15 protein-coding genes and 4 tRNA genes are annotated in these 15980 nt (G+C 63.4%); 11 read left to right on the top strand and 8 right to left on the bottom strand.

Features of this window, described 5'->3' with window-relative positions:
• Positions 1-16: 16 nt before the first annotated feature.
• The 3 genes from ASE39_RS06585 to ASE39_RS06595 form a co-directional block, all read right to left on the bottom strand.
• Positions 17-1039 (bottom strand): HD domain-containing phosphohydrolase, encoded by a 1023-nt coding sequence (locus tag ASE39_RS06585; protein ID WP_010465811.1) that lies wholly within the window; start codon positions 1037-1039, stop codon positions 17-19.
• 29 nt (positions 1040-1068) lie between these two features.
• Positions 1069-1716, bottom strand: coding sequence for a retropepsin-like aspartic protease (locus tag ASE39_RS06590; protein ID WP_140426156.1), 648 nt, complete (start codon positions 1714-1716; stop codon positions 1069-1071).
• A 146-nt stretch (positions 1717-1862) separates the two neighbouring features.
• Complete coding sequence (locus tag ASE39_RS06595; RefSeq protein ID WP_008906652.1) at positions 1863-2348, bottom strand: YajQ family cyclic di-GMP-binding protein; 486 nt, start codon at positions 2346-2348, stop codon at positions 1863-1865.
• Between the two features lie 73 nt (positions 2349-2421).
• On the opposite strand from ASE39_RS06595, the gene murB reads away from it, so the two are divergent.
• On the top strand, positions 2422-3495 hold the full coding sequence (murB, locus tag ASE39_RS06600; RefSeq protein WP_010465806.1) for a UDP-N-acetylmuramate dehydrogenase: 1074 nt from the start codon (positions 2422-2424) through the stop codon (positions 3493-3495).
• A 132-nt stretch (positions 3496-3627) separates the two neighbouring features.
• Here murB and ASE39_RS06605 read toward each other — a convergent pair whose 3' ends face one another.
• Positions 3628-4944 (bottom strand): CSLREA domain-containing protein, encoded by a 1317-nt coding sequence (locus ASE39_RS06605; RefSeq protein WP_057270614.1) that lies wholly within the window; start codon positions 4942-4944, stop codon positions 3628-3630.
• Positions 4945-5283: 339 nt separating this feature from the next.
• On the opposite strand from ASE39_RS06605, the gene ASE39_RS06610 reads away from it, so the two are divergent.
• Positions 5284-6384 carry a helix-turn-helix transcriptional regulator gene (locus tag ASE39_RS06610; protein ID WP_057270615.1) on the top strand — a complete coding sequence of 367 codons (1101 nt, stop codon included), beginning with the start codon at positions 5284-5286 and terminating at the stop codon, positions 6382-6384.
• Positions 6385-6515: 131 nt separating this feature from the next.
• Here ASE39_RS06610 and argG read toward each other — a convergent pair whose 3' ends face one another.
• The 4 genes from argG to ASE39_RS06630 all read right to left on the bottom strand — a co-directional run bounded on the left by argG (position 6516) and on the right by ASE39_RS06630 (position 9577).
• On the bottom strand, positions 6516-7859 hold the full coding sequence (gene argG, locus ASE39_RS06615) for an argininosuccinate synthase (protein WP_057270616.1): 1344 nt from the start codon (positions 7857-7859) through the stop codon (positions 6516-6518).
• Between the two features lie 71 nt (positions 7860-7930).
• Positions 7931-8248, bottom strand: a complete 318-nt coding sequence (locus tag ASE39_RS06620) for a pyrimidine/purine nucleoside phosphorylase (protein WP_010465797.1) — start codon at positions 8246-8248, stop codon at positions 7931-7933.
• 151 nt (positions 8249-8399) lie between these two features.
• Positions 8400-9056: a glycine zipper 2TM domain-containing protein gene (locus ASE39_RS06625; protein WP_057224917.1), complete on the bottom strand. Its 657-nt coding sequence runs from the start codon at positions 9054-9056 to the stop codon at positions 8400-8402.
• 134 nt (positions 9057-9190) lie between these two features.
• A complete protein-coding gene (locus tag ASE39_RS06630; RefSeq protein WP_057225302.1) occupies positions 9191-9577 on the bottom strand; it encodes an arsenate reductase in 387 nt (128 codons plus the stop codon).
• A 48-nt stretch (positions 9578-9625) separates the two neighbouring features.
• Between ASE39_RS06630 and folC the strand changes: the two genes are divergently transcribed.
• From folC to ASE39_RS06675, 9 genes are all read left to right on the top strand, one after another.
• Entirely contained in the window at positions 9626-10951 is a 1326-nt protein-coding gene (gene folC, locus ASE39_RS06635) for a bifunctional tetrahydrofolate synthase/dihydrofolate synthase (RefSeq protein WP_057224915.1), read from the top strand.
• Between the two features lie 33 nt (positions 10952-10984).
• Positions 10985-11818 (top strand): SPOR domain-containing protein, encoded by an 834-nt coding sequence (locus tag ASE39_RS06640; RefSeq protein ID WP_010465790.1) that lies wholly within the window; start codon positions 10985-10987, stop codon positions 11816-11818.
• 22 nt (positions 11819-11840) lie between these two features.
• On the top strand, positions 11841-12329 hold the full coding sequence (locus tag ASE39_RS06645) for a CvpA family protein (protein WP_057224913.1): 489 nt from the start codon (positions 11841-11843) through the stop codon (positions 12327-12329).
• 79 nt (positions 12330-12408) lie between these two features.
• Positions 12409-13911 carry an amidophosphoribosyltransferase gene (purF, locus tag ASE39_RS06650; RefSeq protein WP_057224911.1) on the top strand — a complete coding sequence of 501 codons (1503 nt, stop codon included), beginning with the start codon at positions 12409-12411 and terminating at the stop codon, positions 13909-13911.
• A 118-nt stretch (positions 13912-14029) separates the two neighbouring features.
• A complete protein-coding gene (gene gltX, locus ASE39_RS06655; RefSeq protein ID WP_057270617.1) occupies positions 14030-15451 on the top strand; it encodes a glutamate--tRNA ligase in 1422 nt (473 codons plus the stop codon).
• 65 nt (positions 15452-15516) lie between these two features.
• Positions 15517-15592, top strand: a tRNA-Ala gene (locus ASE39_RS06660).
• A 72-nt stretch (positions 15593-15664) separates the two neighbouring features.
• Positions 15665-15740, top strand: a tRNA-Ala gene (locus ASE39_RS06665).
• A 30-nt stretch (positions 15741-15770) separates the two neighbouring features.
• A tRNA-Glu gene (locus tag ASE39_RS06670) sits at positions 15771-15846 on the top strand.
• A 53-nt stretch (positions 15847-15899) separates the two neighbouring features.
• Positions 15900-15976: transfer RNA gene (locus tag ASE39_RS06675), tRNA-Asp, on the top strand.
• Positions 15977-15980: the final 4 nt, after the last annotated feature.

Consider the following 15980-nt stretch of genomic DNA (forward strand, 5'->3'; position numbering starts at 1 on the left):
TTCCGTCTGCGGGCTTCTACAGTGAACCCGGTCCGGAAATCAGCCCGCGGAGCCCGGCGCTGTGCTGGGCGGCATACAGCCCCAGTCGCACCATGGTGCGGTGGTTGAGTTCCAGGCTCACGGCCGAGCGGGCCAAAGCGGACTGGATGCGCGGTTTTCCCGTGGCCGTCTGGTACAGGCTGGGTTGCGCATGGTGGGTACCGGTACGGTCCAGCAGGCTGGCGACCAGGGGGTGGTTGGCCTTTTCGCTGCGGCGCAGCACGATGGCGGTTTCGCCGTTGTCCAGCTTCACAAAGGTGCCCGGCGGGCACAGGCCAATGGAACGCACCAGGGTGTAGCTCACCTCGTCGTGCTGATCGATCTCCTGCCCGACGATGGCGCGCACCGAGTCGGTGGCGCTGCGGCCCGCGCGGGATTTGCGCGGGCTGATCATGGCTGCGTAACGGTCGATGGTGCCCAGGATGCGTGTGAGACGGTCTTCAGGCTCCTGGTTGGCCAGTGGCACACGGTCGGCCACGGTGGCATGGTGCTGCCCCACCACGTCCAGCCAGAGTGTGTCGTTGATGAACAGGCGCTCCAGCAGCATCATGCTTTCTTCCGGATGGCTCTTGATGGCCTCCTGCTGGGCGGGCGTGGGGCGTTCGCGTTGTTCGGCCAGCTCGTCCTGCAGGGCGGTCATGCCGATGTTCATCGTCAAGGCCGCACGCACCAGGCTGTCACGTTCCCGGGGGGGCACGTGCAGCTCGTGCGCCATGATGTGGCACAAGGTGCCGCACACCAGCGCGTGGGAGGCGCTGTAGCCCACGGTGGACGTGGACGCCAGCTGGAACATGAGGTACAGCGCCGCGTCGATATCGTGCGCCACCAGGTCCTGCAGCCAGCCATCGAACTGGCGCACCTTGGCAGCGAAGTCCTGCACCTGCAGCGGCCGGGACAGCAGCACCGACAGCGCCGATTCCAGGTCTGACCACAGGCCCAGCAAGTCCTCGTATTCGCCTTCGGCGTGGTGTGGGGTGCCGGTGGAGTGGTGGGCAGACATGGCAGGCAGTGCGTGTGGGCCAGGCGCAGTTAATTGCGCTTTTCCAGCACCATCTGGTCGTTGATGCGGGTCATCTGGAACTCGGTCAGAAAGCTGTTGCCCAGCAGCACATAAGGCATGGGCTGCGGGGTGATGATGGCCTCGACCCCGAACACCTCAACATCACCGATGCGCACCGAGTCGAGCTTCATGCGCCACCCTTGCGCCACACCGTTGGCCGTGTTCATGCGCACGGGCTGGCCGTTCTGGTAGTTGAGCCCCATGCGCTCGGCGTCCTGGCGCCCGATGGCCACGGTGGATGCACCGGTGTCCACCATGTACTGCATGACACGCCCGTTGATGGTGCCGCTGTTGATGAAATGTCCCCGGCTGTCGGCCATCAGCACGACACGCTTGCCGCTTCCCCCCCGGGCGCCAACGCTCACTGGGGCCTCGCCCAGCCGCAGCACGCGCCGCGCACCTTTGACTTCGACGGTGGCTTCATCCGCCGTGATGGCAAGGACCTTCACGCCTTTGTATTCGTCGCCCGCACCCAAGGCACGCGGTGGGTTGGCGTCCACCACCAGCAGGGCCTTGCTGCCCAGCATGCCTGCCAGCGCGACCGCCTGGGCGCTGGCCCAGGACGGAGCCAGACACAGAGCGGCCAGCACCCATGCGAGAACAGAGTTGGCACCCATTGCGCTACGCACCGCCCGCATCCCCTGAAACCGGCGTGGCCCAAGCCAGTGCCACCGTGGAACTGGCTTTGCCAGGCCACGGGTGGCGTCCCCCTCCCGAAGGAGAGGGGGAAGGCGCCGAAGGCGACTCAGGGGGTGCTTCATCGTCAATCGCGGAAATTGTCGAACGACAGGGGTACATCGGTCACATCCTTGCGGATGAGCGCCATGGCGGCCTGCAGGTCGTCGCGCTTGGCGCCGGTGATGCGTACCTTGTCTTCCTGAATGGCTGCCTGCACCTTGAGCTTGCTCTCCTTCATGAGCTTCTGGATCTTCTTGGCCAGCTCGCTCTCGATGCCGTTGCGCACCTTGATGACCTGCTTGACCTTGTCGCCGCCCATTTTCTGCACATCGCCCATGTCCAGAAAACGCACGTCCACGTTGCGCTTGGTGAGTTTGTTGCGCAGCACGTCCTCGATCTGGGTGAGCTGGAAGTCGGCGTCGCCAATCAAAGTGATGTCTTTGTCCTTGATCTCGATGCTGGCCGAAGTGCCCTTGAAGTCGAAACGGGTGCCGATTTCTTTGGCGGTGTTTTCGACGGCGTTTTTCACTTCAACCAGGTTGGCTTCGCAGACGGTGTCAAAAGATGGCATGGTGGCTCTCAATCTCGGGGAAAACAGGTGCAAATCGCAGGGGCCCGAAAGGCTGAGTGCGACAATCGGGCCAATGGTAGTCGAGAAAAACGCCCCTTTGCAGCCCTGGAACACCTTTGGCATTGCCGCGCGCGCCCAAACCCTGGTGCGTGTGCGCTCCGTGTCGGATCTGCAGGCCGTTCTGGCCGATGGCGAGCTGGCTCCGGCACCCAAGTTCGTGCTGGGCGGCGGCAGCAACATCATCCTGACCGGCGACGTGAAGCCCCTGGTGCTCAAGATGGAAATCAAGGGCCTGCGGCTGGTCGAGGAAACCCCCAAGGCCTGGATCGTGGAGGCGGGTGCGGGCGAGGTCTGGCACGACGCGGTGGCCTGGACGCTGGCGCACGGGTTCCCGGGGCTGGAGAACCTGGCGCTGATCCCCGGCACCGTGGGGGCCTCGCCCGTGCAGAACATCGGCGCCTATGGCGTGGAGCTGCAGGACCGTTTTGAGTCGCTCGATGCCGTCGATCTGGCCACCGGCCAGCCGTTCAGCCTGGATGCCGCGCAATGTGGCTTTGGTTACCGCGATTCCGTCTTCAAGCATGCGCCCTCCGAATCGCTGGACGGCAGCGGATTGCCGCGCGGCATGGGACTGGCAGGGCGGGCGGTGATCACCCATGTGCGCTTTCGGCTGCCCAAACCCTGGAAGCCCGTGCTGGGCTACCTCGACCTGGAGCGCCGCCGCGCCGAGGCGGGCGTGGAGCACCCCAGCGCCCAGCAGATCTTTGACTGGATTTGCGACATCCGCCGTGCCAAGCTGCCCGACCCCGCCGTGGTGGGCAACGCGGGCAGCTTCTTCAAGAATCCCACGGTGTCGCCCGACCAGTGCGCCGACATCATCGCGCGCGAGCCCAAGATCGTGCACTACCCCATGCCGGACGGCAGCATCAAGCTGGCGGCGGGCTGGCTGATCGATGCCTGCGGCTGGAAGGGCAAGTCCATCGGCAAGGCCGGGGTGTACGAAAAACAGGCCCTGGTGCTGGTCAACCGGGGGCGGGGCGGGGACAGCGTGACGGGGGGCGAGGTCATGACGCTGGCCAAGGCCATCCAGACCAGCGTGTACGAACGCTTTGGCATCCGGCTGGAGCCGGAGCCGGTGGTGGTGTAGGCCCTGATTCTAATTAAATTTGCTATATGTTTGATAGCTTGTTGCGCTTATATAGCAAGCGCTAGGGCTCAAAAATGATCTAAAACACCTGGAGGAAATTCACTTCACGCGCGCTTCGGTGCTCCGAAACGGTCATGTCTTCGGGTTGAGCTTTCTGTGCCGTGCCCAGCCCAGCAGGCCCAGGGCGGTCAAGACCAGGGCAAGGGGGTTGTCCACCGGCACGGCCTGCACGTTTCCGGGTCCGGGCGGTGCGCCCAGGGCGGATTCATACGCGCCGATGTCGGCCCGCCCCATCTGCACCCGCGCCGCACCGCGCTCGTCGGTGGCAGGTAGCGACCCGCCGGTAGGGCCTGCGTTGACCGCCGGACTGCCCGCCTGCAGTGCATGGGTCTGGGTGGGTAGGGGGCTTGTGTAAGTCAGTGGCCCCAGCAAAGGGTCGGCGCTGGCGATGTCGCCGGCGGCGCCAAAGCCGCAGGCCGTGCCGCTGTCGAGGTTGTAGCCATCGGATGTGAGGGCCCCGGCCTGGAGGCGGCAATTGAGACCTGCCGAGGGATTGGCGACGATGCTGCCACCGATGTGGGCGGTGGCGCCGAAGACCTGCAGTTGCCCACCGTTGACACCTGAAGTGTTGTTGGCAATGGTGGTGAAGCTGATGTTTGCTGTGCCGCCGCCCCCTACCGAAAGGCCGCCGCCTCCGCCTGCTGCCGCATTGCCTGAGATTGTCGAGTTGACGAGGTCCAGCGTGCCCCTGGCGTCCACCCCGCCACCGGTGGCCCCCGGATTCGTCAGGGAATTTCCCCGGACGGTGCTGCGAGTGATGTTTGCGGTGGACAGAACGCGCACCGAGATACCTCCTCCTCCGTTGACGGCGGTGTTGCCCGAGACTTCACTGTCGATCAGGTTCAGAGTGGCGAACTCGTAGACATAGATGCCGCCGCCTTGCTGGGTAACAGATCCCGCTGCATTGTTGCCCCCAACAACGACCTGAGAGAGTGTCGTCGTTCCACCCCCGATGTAGATGCCGCCACCGAACACGGAGCCATGGCCCGTGCCGCCCACGATGGCAAGGTTGTGAAGGTGGACGGTGGGACTTCCGGTGATCTGGAGAACGATGCGGTCGCCATTGCCGTCGATGACGGTGGCGCCTGCACTGACCCCCATTCCGTTGATGGTGATGTCGCTGGCAATGCCGAGGACGTTGCCGGCGAGGGGCAAGCGCGTCAGCGTGTAGTGGCCTGAAGGCAGCGAGATGGTGTCGGCGCCCGGCAGGACATTTGCCTCCTGGATGGCGGCACGCAGCGAGCAGGTGCCCGCAGCGCCGGTGCCACAAATGCCGTCGCCTGCGGTGGCGTCATTCAGGTCCGCGGTGGTATCCACCGTGAATGTGGCGGCCTGCGCCCCGGTGCACGCGGCGATGGCGAGCAGGGCGGTGATGAGCTGTTTTTTCATTGAATTGACCGATAGCGCTTGTTTTAAGCGTTAGTTGCTATGGTTTTTGATATGTCCACCGCTGCTGGTGTGTGGGCACTGGCGTGAATCAGAATGAGAGGAGGTGCCGGGCGATGCTGTTAAGGGGCGATTCATGGGTGTGGCCGGGGAATTGACTGCGTCACGCGGGAGGTGAGTGCAAGGGCTGTCCAGCGGTTGAGATCGCCTTGCGAAGCCTGGCAGCCAGTGTAGAAATCGCTGCGGGTCGCCGCCCCACCCCTCGGGGTGGGGCTAACCGCCAGACCGTGTGGTAGGTTGCTGCTACCACGCTGCCGTCCACACAGCCCACCATAACCCTTCATGCCCCTTCCTCGCACCCACCAGCAAGCCATTGCGCGACTGCAGCAAATGGCCTGCCTGGATCTCAACGGGCCCCTGCTCATCGAGCCCGTGTTGCACGAACTGCACCGCATCATTGACTTTGATACCGGCGGGTATTTCTATCCTGGCGCTGATGGGGGGCTGGATGCGTACATCGAGCCTTCCATCGCACGCGGGTGCATGCACACCTATTTCGACCCGCAGCTCATGGCCACCGAACAACAGGTGATACGCCGCAGCGCGCACGATTTCGCTGCCGCCGTGCGCGGCGACCATGGAACTCAGGTGATGGAGGAGCTTTTGAAGGTGCCCATGGCGCAATTCATGCGCAGCGATTTCTACAACCTGGTGCTGCGGCCCGCTGAATTGCTGGACTGCCTGAGCCTGGTGCTGCGCACGCCGCAGGGCCAGGGTGTGGGTGCGCTCAAGTTGTACCGGCGGCCCGGGGCAGCGCGTTTTGCTCCCGAGGACGTGGCCATGCTCGGACGGCTGGAGCCCTGGTTGGCGCGGACCTTGCAGCTTGGCGAAATGGATACCGAAGACAGCGTGCTGCACGACAGCGCCGTGCTCATCACCACCCCAGGGGGGCAGTTGCTGTGGACCTCGCCGCAGGCCGATCAGCTGATGGCGCTGGCCTTTGGGCCGCGCTGGTACCGCCGCACTGAACTCCCCCCCGCGCTGCACACGCTGCTGCAGCGTCTGCAATCCGCGCAGCGGTTGATCCACGGCGGTCCGGCACCGGCGGTGCCGCAGTTGGAATTGCACAATGCAAGTGGCTGGTTTTTGCTGCGCGCCACGCAGATGACCGCTGCAACGGGCCAAGGGCACGCGATCAGCCTCCATATCACCCAGCGGGCTCCGCGTGTGGCCCGGCTTCTGCCCGCGCTGCGCACGCTTGGCCTCCCGCAACGCCAGCATGAATTGGCCTACTGGCTGGTTCGCGGCCTCCCGGAGGATCAGATCGCGGCCCGCATGGGCATCAGCGCGAATACCGCGACCTACCACCGCCGGCAGATCTACACGCGGCTGGGCGTACAGAACCGGCAGGAGCTGCAGGATTTCTTTTTTGTTCCCCAGTGAGGGGGTGGTGGTGGTGCAGTGGAGCCGGTTTTTCTAGGCGACAAAAAAACCGCCCGGCCGCAGGGCGGGGCGGTTGCTCTGTTTTTAATAGCTTGTAGCGCTTGTCAATAAAGCGCTAGAGGCCTTTTCCCCTATTTTTTGCTGCCGTCGTCGCCCAGCTGCGCCAGTGCCGCGTTGCCACCCAGTGACAGCAGGCCGGCGCGCGAGTACACGCCCAGCTTGTCGCGCGTGTCCGAGATGTCCAGGTTGCGCATGGTCAGCTGGCCAATGCGGTCCAGCGGGCTGAACGGCGCGTCTTCCACCTTTTCCATCGATAGGCGCTCGGGCGCGTAGGTCAGGTTGGGCGATTCGGTGTTGAGCAGCGAATAGTCGTTGCCACGGCGCAGTTCCAGCGTCACGGTGCCGGTCACGGCGCGGGCCACCCAGCGCTGGGCGGTTTCGCGCAGCATGATGGCCTGTGGGTCGAACCAGCGGCCCTGGTACAGCAGGCGGCCCAGCTTCAGGCCATTCATGCGGTATTGCTCGATGGTGTCTTCGTTGTGGATGCCGGTCACCAGGCGCTCGTAGGCGATGTGCAGCAGCGCCAGGCCCGGGGCCTCGTAGATGCCGCGGCTCTTGGCTTCGATGATGCGGTTCTCTATCTGGTCGCTCATGCCCAGGCCATGACGGCCGCCGATGCGGTTGGCTTCGAGGATCAGCTCCACAGGGTCGTTGAACTCCACCCCGTTCAGTGCCACGGGCTGGCCTTCTTCAAAGCGCACCGAGACTTCCTCTGCCTTGACGGCGACTTCGTCCTTCCAGAACGCCACGCCCATGATGGGGTTCACGATGCGGATGCCGCTGGACAGGAACTCCAGGTCCTTGGCTTCGTGGGTGGCGCCCAGCATGTTGCTGTCGGTGCTGTAGGCCTTCTCCGCGCTCATCTTGTAGCCAAAGCCGGCCTGGGTCATGAACGCAGACATCTCGGCACGGCCGCCCAGCTCGTCGATGAACAGCTGGTCCAGCCAGGGCTTGTAGATCTTGAGCGACGGGTTGGTGAGCAGGCCGTAGCGGTAGAAGCGCTCGATGTCGTTGCCCTTGAAGGTCGAGCCGTCGCCCCAGATGTTGACGTCGTCTTCCTTCATCGCGGCCACCAGCATGGTGCCGGTCACGGCGCGGCCCAGGGGCGTGGTATTGAAGTAAGTCAGGCCGCCGGTGGAGATGTGGAACGCGCCGGCCTGCAGGGCGGCAATGCCTTCGTGGGCCAGTTGCGTGCGGCAGTCCACCAGGCGGGCTTTTTCAGCACCGTATTCCAGCGCCTTGCGGGGGATGGCGTCGTAGTCGGGCTCGTCAGGCTGGCCCAGGTTGGCGGTGTAGGCGTAGGGCACGGCGCCCTTGAGCTTCATCCAGTGCAGGGCTGCGCTGGTGTCCAGGCCGCCGGAAAATGCGATGCCGACCTTTTGGCCGAGGGGGAGGTTCTGGAGGATGGTTGCCATGGAATGCTTGTCAAAAATGATAGCTGCTTGCGCTTTATGGATAAGCGCTAGAGGCCAAAAATAATCAAATTTCAGCCGAAATGGCAGATGTAGTGGTAGGCCTCGGTCACACGGATGTCGAACTTCGAGTTGCCGGGCACGCTGAATTTTTCGCCCGCCGAGGACTTCACCCAGGCGTCGGTGCCAGCCAGCTTGTATTCGCACGATCCGGCCACGCATTCCATGATCTCAGGCGCGCCGGTGTTGAAGGTGAGCGTTGCGGGCAGCACCACGCCCACCGACTTCTTTGTGCCATCGGCAAAAGTGATGCCGTGGCTCACGCACTTGCCGTCAAAGTACACATTGGCCTGGGTGGTGACGGACACGCCGTCGATTTTTTCGGTGGTCATGGGTGCGCTGGATAAGGTAGGAGGAAACCCGCGATTTTAGGGCAGGGGGGCGGCAACCTTGTCGGCAGGGTCCCACTAAAAATCCCCCATCTGCGGATTGCCCAAGCAAAAGAGCCCCGAAGGGCTCTTTGCAATGGCAATTACCGGTGGCTTAGCGCCAGTAGGGATTGCGGTGGTGCGGGTAATACGGGCGGCTGTCGTAGCCGTACTCGATCACCGTGACGGGTGGCGTCACATAGGTGGGTTGCTGCTGGTAGACGGGCTGCGGAGGGTAGGTCGAGGTCACCACACCAGGCTGGCTGTAGACGCCCTGCGAGGCGTAGGGGTCGGGTTGCGTGGAATAGGTTTGACCTGCAGGCTGCACGCTCAAGGGAATCCAGCGGCCTGGGTCGGTCTGGGTGCGGGTGGTGTACTGGCGCCCCGCGTATTCATAGACCACGTCGTAGCCCACCGTGCGGTTGTCGTAGTAGGTCTCGGTCGTGCAGCGTTGCACGTTCTGGTACTGCGGCTGGCCGCCTTCGATCTGGTTGCCGATCACGGCGCCACCGATGAGGCCAATGGCTGTGGCGGCGGCGCGGCCGCTTCCCTTGCCGATGGCATTGCCGGCAGCACCGCCTGCGATGGCCCCCACCACGGCGCCAGCGCCGCTGGTGCGGTTGCCGCTGTACACCGTTTCATTGCCACACACCTGCTGGGGCGTGGCAACCTGCTGAACGATGGGGGTGGCCGAGAGCACACGGCCCTGCTCTTGGGCACTGGCCATGGTGGCGATGGCAGCCATTGCGGAAAAAATGACGATCTTTTTCATGGAGAAACTCCTTACGGGTCGGTACATAACGCACCAGACTGCAGAAAAGTTTAGGCCCGCACGGTCAATTCAGGGCCTGGTCGCCGTAAATCTGCGTAAAGATTTGTGCAATTTCTCCGGTCTGGGCGCTTGATTCAGGCGCCTGCAGCCTCGTTCATCCAGATTTGCCACTGATCGGGCGCAAAGCCGACGGAGATGTGTGTCTGGCCACCATGCTGCCACTCCACCACCGGGCGTTTGATCACGCTGGGCTGGGCTTGCATCAGGGTACTGGCACTTTCCTCGTCCTGGACGGCCGCCTGTGTGTCAGATTCGAGCTTGCGCCAGGTGGTTCCCTGGCGATTGACCAGCTTTTCCCAGCCGGCGGCGGACATCCAGTCGGGCAGTCGGGCAGCGGGAACGCCCTGTTTCTTGAAATCATGGAACGCGTGGTCCAGCCCCTGCGCGGTGAACCAGGCGCGGGATTTCTTGACGGTGTCGCAGTTCGGAATGCCGTAGACGGTGATGTGTGAGGTTGTCATGCCGCGCATCATCCTCGAACTTGTGGCTGGGCGACAATCCCGCCCTGTATGCATACCAAAATCCACACCCTGGAAGGCTGGCTCCGCCATTGCGAGCAGCTTCATCCCCGCAACATCGACATGGGGCTCGACCGTGTCCGCGAAGTGGCACGCCGCATGGCGCTGCGGTTTGATTGCCCTGTGATCACGGTGGCGGGCACCAATGGAAAAGGGTCCACCTGCGCCATGCTGGAAGCCGTGGCGCAGCAGGCGGGCTACCGCACGGGCGTGTACACGTCGCCCCACCTGGTGCATTTTGAAGAGCGGTGCCGCGTACACGGCGAAATTGTGTCTGCTTCTGATTTGATAGCGCACTTTGAGGTGGTGGAGAGCGCCAGAACCCAAAATGGTGATGAAGTCTCCCTCACGTACTTTGAGTTCACCACGCTGGCCATCCTGCGTCTCATGAGCCATTCGCGGCTGGACGTGGCCATCCTGGAGGTCGGGCTCGGCGGGCGCCTGGATGCCACCAACATCATTGATGCCGACTGCGCCATCATTACCAGCATCGACATCGACCACACCGAATTCCTCGGGCCGGACCGCGAGAGCATTGGCCGGGAAAAGGCCGGCATCATGCGTACAGGCCGCCCGGTGATCGTGGGTGACCCCATGGCGCCCCAGAGCATCATCGACCACGCGCTGGAAATCGGGGCCGATCTGTGGCGCTTTGGGAAGGACTTCAACTTCTCGGGCGACAAGCAGCAATGGAGCTGGGCAGGGCGGGGCCGCCGCTATGCGGGGCTGGCCTACCCGTCGCTGCGTGGTGCCAACCAGCTGATCAATGCCTCGGGCGTGCTGGCTGCGCTGGAGGCCCTGCGCGAGCGCATTCCGGTCACGGCCCAGGCCGTGCGCAATGGCTTGGCCCTGGTGGAACTGCCGGGCCGGTTCCAGATCGTGCCCGGGCAACCGACGCTGGTGCTGGATGTTGCGCACAACCCGCATTCGGTGGCCGCGCTCACGGCCAATCTGGATGCCATGGGGTTCTTCCCCACGACACACGCTGTTTTTGGCGCCATGGCCGACAAGGACCTGGGCCCCATGTTGGCCAAGGTGGGTCCGCTGGTGGACCGCTGGTACTTCACCAGCCTGCCGACCCCGCGCGCCGAGACCGCCGCAGTCCTGCAGCAGAAGTGGAACGCAGTGCAGATGGTCGCGGGCGGGCGCCGCGACGTCACCTCCACCCTGCATGCAGACCCCATGGAGGCCTTGCAGGCCGCGGTCGCTGCCGCAGACCCGGCTGATAGAATCGTGGTCTTTGGCTCGTTTTACACGGTGGGTGGTGTGCTGATCAACGGAATACCTCGCCTGCACGCCAAACATCTGGGCCAATAGACAGGTTCTGAGGTCCGAACGAGTCGTTATTCCATGGCATTTTTCAAGTTTCGGTGGCCCGGTCAGGGTGAACAAGCGCAGGCCGAAAAGCCGTCCAAGCGACCGCGGGCCCCGCAGGCCGAGAGCATCGAGGTGATGCGTCGCCGGGCCCGCCATCGGCTGATCGGCGCAGCGGTGCTGGTGCTGGTCGGGGTGATCGGCTTTCCCATGCTGTTTGACACGCAACCTCGGCCCATTCCGGTGGATATTCCCATCGAGATACCGGACCGGAACAAGGTGGCCCCTCTGGTGGTTCCCGCGCCGGTGGCAGACGCGCCTGCGGCCGCCAAGCCTTCTACCCCACCTTCCCAGGAAGTGGCAGCCGCCCCGCGCCCCGCGCCCCAGCGCAACCACAGCGCGGTGGGCAATGGCCTCGCGGATGGCGAAGAGTTGGTGCAGGGATCGCGCCCCGCCGCATCCAGGCCCGCTCCTTCCGCACCTGCCAAGCCTGACGCAAAGCCGGAACCGAAACCAGAGCCCAAGCCGACTGCGCCTGCTGATCCCAAGCCCGTGCAGCGCCCGGACGAGGCTGCCCGTGCGCGTGCGTTGCTGGAGGGCCGGTCGGCAGAGCCTGCCGCTGCTTCCGCCAACGCGGAAGACGGCCGGTTCATCGTGCAGGTGGGAGCTTTTGCGGATGCGGACAAGGCCCGTGAGGCTCGCACCAAGGTGGAGCGTTCCGGGATGAAAACCTATACCCAGGTGGTGGACACCAAGGATGGCAAGCGCACGCGGGTTCGTGTGGGGCCATTCACCAGCCGGGCAGAAGCGGACAAGGCTGCGGCGCGCATCAAGGCGCTGGACCTGTCAGCGTCCGTCCTGACCCTGTAAATCACCAGGGGCTGCCTGCACCATGGCTGCACTCGACTGGATTTTTGTCGCGGTGTTGCTCGCCTCGATGCTGATAGGCGCCTGGCGCGGGCTGGTGTTTGAGGTGTTGTCTTTGTTGGGGTGGGTGGTGTCTTTTTTTGTGGCGCAATGGTTTGCCCAGGACGTGGCGGCGCTGCTGCCCATGGGCGAATCGGCAGATTCTTTGCGGTATGCCGCAGGTTTTGTCGTGGTGTTTGTTGCGTCGGTGTTTGCTTGCGGATTTGTGACCTGGCTGGCCAAGAAGCTGGTGGATGCCATTGGCCTGCGGCCCGCAGATCGCACGCTGGGCGCCGCCTTCGGGGTATTGCGTGGGGTGGTTGTGCTGTTGGCCGTGGCTGTGGTGGTAGGCCTCACGCCCATGCGTGAAGCCCTGTGGTGGCAGGAGTCCCAAGGGGCTCCGGTGCTGGCCGAAGTGCTCAAGGGCTTGAAACCGGCGTTGCCGGACGAATTTGGAAGGCATCTGCCTTCTTGATAGCGATGCGGTGGCGGCCAGAAGCCGTTGCTGCTTGATTGCCGCGGGGCTGTTCCCGCAAACGGATGGAATACAAACTATGTGTGGAATCGTCGGCGTCGTCAGCCCTGCGCCCGTCAATCAGCTGATCTATGACGCCTTGCTGCTTTTGCAGCACCGCGGCCAGGACGCAGCCGGCATCGTGACCCAGCAGGGCCGCAAGTTTTTCATGCACAAGGCCAAGGGCATGGTGCGCGACGTGTTCCGCACCCGCAACATGCGTGCGTTGCCAGGCAACGTTGGTTTGGGCCAGGTACGCTATCCCACGGCGGGCAATGCCTACAGCGAAGAAGAGGCGCAGCCGTTTTACGTCAATGCCCCCTTTGGCATCGTGCTGGTGCACAACGGCAACCTGACCAATGCCCGTGAGCTGCGCGCAGAGCTGTTCCTGACGGACCACCGCCACACCAACACGGACAGCGATTCTGAAGTTCTCCTGAACGTGTTCGCGCATGAACTGGAGCGCGCCACCCGTGGTGTACCGCTGCAGCCTGAAGATGTCTTCACGGCGGTGCGGGCGGTGCACAAGCGTATCAAGGGCTCGTATGCAGTGATAGCACTGATCGCGGGCCATGGTCTGCTGGCCTTCCGCGATCCGCACGGTATCCGCCCGCTGGCCATGGGGCGCAGCCAGGATGGCACCGTGATGGTGGGCAGCGAATCGGTGGCGCTGGAGGGCACTTCGCAGGTATTCGAGCGAAACATTGATCCGGGTGAAGCCATCTTCATCACGCTCGATGGCAAGGTGCATTCCCGCCAATGTGCAGAAAACCCGCAGCTCAATCCCTGCATCTTCGAATTTGTGTACCTGGCGCGTCCCGACTCGGTGCTCGACGGTATCTCGGTGTACCAGGCCCGCTTGAACTTGGGCGAGGCCCTGGCCAAGCGCGTGGTGTCCACTGTGCCACCCAATGAAATCGACGTGATCATTCCGATCCCGGAGTCCAGCCGCCCCAGTGCCACGCAACTGGCGCATCTGCTGGGCATCCCGTACCGTGAGGGCTTCGTCAAGAACCGCTATGTGGGCCGGACCTTCATCATGCCGGGGCAGGGCGTTCGCAAGAAGTCTGTGCGCCAGAAGCTCAATGTGATTGGCAGCGAATTCAAGGGCCGCAATGTGCTGCTGGTGGATGACTCCATCGTGCGTGGCACCACCAGCCGTGAGATCGTGCAGATGGCGCGCGACGCTGGCGCCCGCAAGGTGTACCTGGCCAGCGCCGCGCCGCCGGTGCGTTATCCCAACGTGTACGGTATTGACATGCCCACCAGCAGCGAACTGGTGGCCCATGGCCGCACGGTGGAGGAGATTCGCCAGGCGATTGGCTGCGACGCACTCATCTATCAGGATGTCGACGGAATGAAGAAGGCCGTGGGCGCCCTCAACAGCGCCATCGTGGGGTTTGATGCATCCTGCTTTGATGGTGTTTATGTGACCGGCGACATCACCGCCGAGGGCATCGCCAGCCTGAACGAAGGGCGCGTGGGAGCGGAAGAGGGCGAGGAAGACACCTCCCGTCTGGCGCTGCCGAACGCCCAGGTGTAGGGGGTTGGTTGCCGCAGATCGCTTTTTCCCTGAAGGCGATCTGGCGGCAGGCTTTGCTACCGCTTTCTGGATTGATTGAACTTTGAAGCTGGCCCCGAGAGGGCCAGAACTTATTGACATGACTGAAACCACTGCTTCCAGCGCGGGCCGCGTGCGCACCCGTTTCGCCCCGTCTCCCACGGGCTTCATTCACCTGGGCAACATCCGCTCGGCGCTGTATCCCTGGGCGTTCGCGCGGGCCACGGGGGGCGATTTCATCCTGCGTATCGAGGACACCGACCTGGAGCGCTCCAGCCAGGCTGCGGTGGATGTGATCATCGAAGGCATGGCATGGCTGGGTCTGGACCATGACGACGGCCCGTTCTATCAGATGCAGCGCATGGACCGCTACAAGGCCGTGTTGGCAGATCTGCAGGCCGCTGGCCATGTGTACCCGTGTTACATGAGCGTGGCGGAACTCGACGCCTTGCGCGAAAAGCAGATGGCCGCCAAGGAGAAGCCCCGTTATGACGGCACCTGGCGGCCTGAAGATGGCAAGACCCTGCCGCCCGTGCCCGCCGGTGTGTTGCCCGTGCTCCGCTTCAAGAACCCGCAGGGTGGTGTGGTGGCCTGGGAGGACAAGGTCAAGGGCCGCATCGAGATCAGCAACGACGAACTCGACGACCTCGTGATTGCCCGCCCGGACGGCACGCCCACCTACAACTTCTGCGTGGTGGTGGACGATATCGACATGGACATCACCCATGTGATCCGCGGCGATGACCACGTGAACAACACGCCGCGCCAGATCAACATCTTCCGCGCGCTGGGCAAGGAGCCGCCGGTGTACGCCCACTTGCCCACCGTGCTGAACGAGCAGGGCGAGAAGATGAGCAAGCGCAACGGCGCCAAGCCCGTCACGCAGTACCGCGACGAGGGCTACCTGCCCGACGCCATGGTCAACTACCTAGCCCGCCTGGGCTGGAGCCATGGCGACGACGAGATCTTCAGCCGCGAGCAGTTCCTGCAATGGTTCAACCTCGACCACCTGGGCCGCAGCGCCGCCCAATTCGATGGGGCGAAGCTGCGCTGGGTCAACGCCCAGCACCTCAAGGCCATGGCCGATGATGCCCTGGCCGCACTGGTAGCCCCGCAGCTGCAGCAGAGGGGGGTATCGGCCGAAGCGCTGGCAGATGGACGGCTTGGGCGGATTTGCGCCTTGTTCAAGGACCGGTGCGACACCACAGTGGCGCTCGCCGACTGGGCCCATGTCTTCTATGGCGAAGTGACGCCCGTGGATGCAGAACGCACCCAGCATGTCACCGAAACCATTGCTCCCGCACTGGATGCGTTGGCCGATGCGTTGTCTGCCTGCGCATGGGACAAGGCCTCCATCAGCGCTGCGTTCAAGCAGGTGCTCGCCAGCCAAGGCCTGAAGCTGCCCCAGCTTGCGATGCCCGCGCGGGTTCTGACCGTGGGCACGGCCCACACGCCGTCGGTGGATGCGGTGCTGGAATTGGTCGGACGTGAAAAAGTTGTAGCGCGTTTGCGAAACCGCTGAAAATCTGTCTATAATTCAAGGCTCAGATGATGACAACAAACACAGTGTGGTTGGTGTCATTAAGTGGGGGTATAGCTCAGCTGGGAGAGCGCTTGCATGGCATGCAAGAGGTCATCGGTTCGATCCCGTTTACCTCCACCAAAGTTTGTTATCGGTTAGTTCCAAGGTTTTGACCCCATCGTCTAGAGGCCTAGACATCACCCTTTCACGGNTGGGGGTATAGCTCAGCTGGGAGAGCGCTTGCATGGCATGCAAGAGGTCATCGGTTCGATCCCGTTTACCTCCACCAAAGTTTGTTATCGGTTAGTTCCAAGGTTTTGACCCCATCGTCTAGAGGCCTAGGACATCACCCTTTCACGGTGAGTACCGGGGTTCGAATCCCCGTGGGGTCGCCAAGTTGTAGCGCTTGGCTTGTGTTGAAGAGATGCAAGCGAAAAGCTGCCTGCCAGGAGTGGTAGTTCAGTTGGTTAGAATACCGGCCTGTCACGCCGGGGGTCGCGGGTTCGAGTCCCGTCCACTCCGCCAGTCA

It is taken from the genome of Acidovorax sp. Root267 (assembly GCF_001429215.1).
In the GTDB taxonomy this organism is placed as follows: domain Bacteria; phylum Pseudomonadota; class Gammaproteobacteria; order Burkholderiales; family Burkholderiaceae_C; genus Acidovorax; species Acidovorax radicis.

Excerpts from the sequence above, each read along its gene's own strand:
- ASE39_RS06585 (WP_010465811.1), bottom strand. The coding sequence starts at position 1,039 with ATGTCTGCCCACCACTCCACCGGCACCCCACACCACGCCGAAGGCGAA.
- ASE39_RS06590 (WP_140426156.1), bottom strand. The coding sequence starts at position 1,716 with ATGGGTGCCAACTCTGTTCTCGCATGGGTGCTGGCCGCTCTGTGTCTG.
- ASE39_RS06595 (WP_008906652.1), bottom strand. The coding sequence starts at position 2,348 with ATGCCATCTTTTGACACCGTCTGCGAAGCCAACCTGGTTGAAGTGAAA.
- murB (WP_010465806.1), top strand. The coding sequence starts at position 2,422 with ATGGTAGTCGAGAAAAACGCCCCTTTGCAGCCCTGGAACACCTTTGGC.
- ASE39_RS06605 (WP_057270614.1), bottom strand. The coding sequence starts at position 4,944 with ATGAAAAAACAGCTCATCACCGCCCTGCTCGCCATCGCCGCGTGCACC.
- ASE39_RS06610 (WP_057270615.1), top strand. The coding sequence starts at position 5,284 with ATGCCCCTTCCTCGCACCCACCAGCAAGCCATTGCGCGACTGCAGCAA.
- argG (WP_057270616.1), bottom strand. The coding sequence starts at position 7,859 with ATGGCAACCATCCTCCAGAACCTCCCCCTCGGCCAAAAGGTCGGCATC.
- ASE39_RS06620 (WP_010465797.1), bottom strand. The coding sequence starts at position 8,248 with ATGACCACCGAAAAAATCGACGGCGTGTCCGTCACCACCCAGGCCAAT.
- ASE39_RS06625 (WP_057224917.1), bottom strand. The coding sequence starts at position 9,056 with ATGAAAAAGATCGTCATTTTTTCCGCAATGGCTGCCATCGCCACCATG.
- ASE39_RS06630 (WP_057225302.1), bottom strand. The coding sequence starts at position 9,577 with ATGACAACCTCACACATCACCGTCTACGGCATTCCGAACTGCGACACC.
- folC (WP_057224915.1), top strand. The coding sequence starts at position 9,626 with ATGCATACCAAAATCCACACCCTGGAAGGCTGGCTCCGCCATTGCGAG.
- ASE39_RS06640 (WP_010465790.1), top strand. The coding sequence starts at position 10,985 with ATGGCATTTTTCAAGTTTCGGTGGCCCGGTCAGGGTGAACAAGCGCAG.
- ASE39_RS06645 (WP_057224913.1), top strand. The coding sequence starts at position 11,841 with ATGGCTGCACTCGACTGGATTTTTGTCGCGGTGTTGCTCGCCTCGATG.
- purF (WP_057224911.1), top strand. The coding sequence starts at position 12,409 with ATGTGTGGAATCGTCGGCGTCGTCAGCCCTGCGCCCGTCAATCAGCTG.
- gltX (WP_057270617.1), top strand. The coding sequence starts at position 14,030 with ATGACTGAAACCACTGCTTCCAGCGCGGGCCGCGTGCGCACCCGTTTC.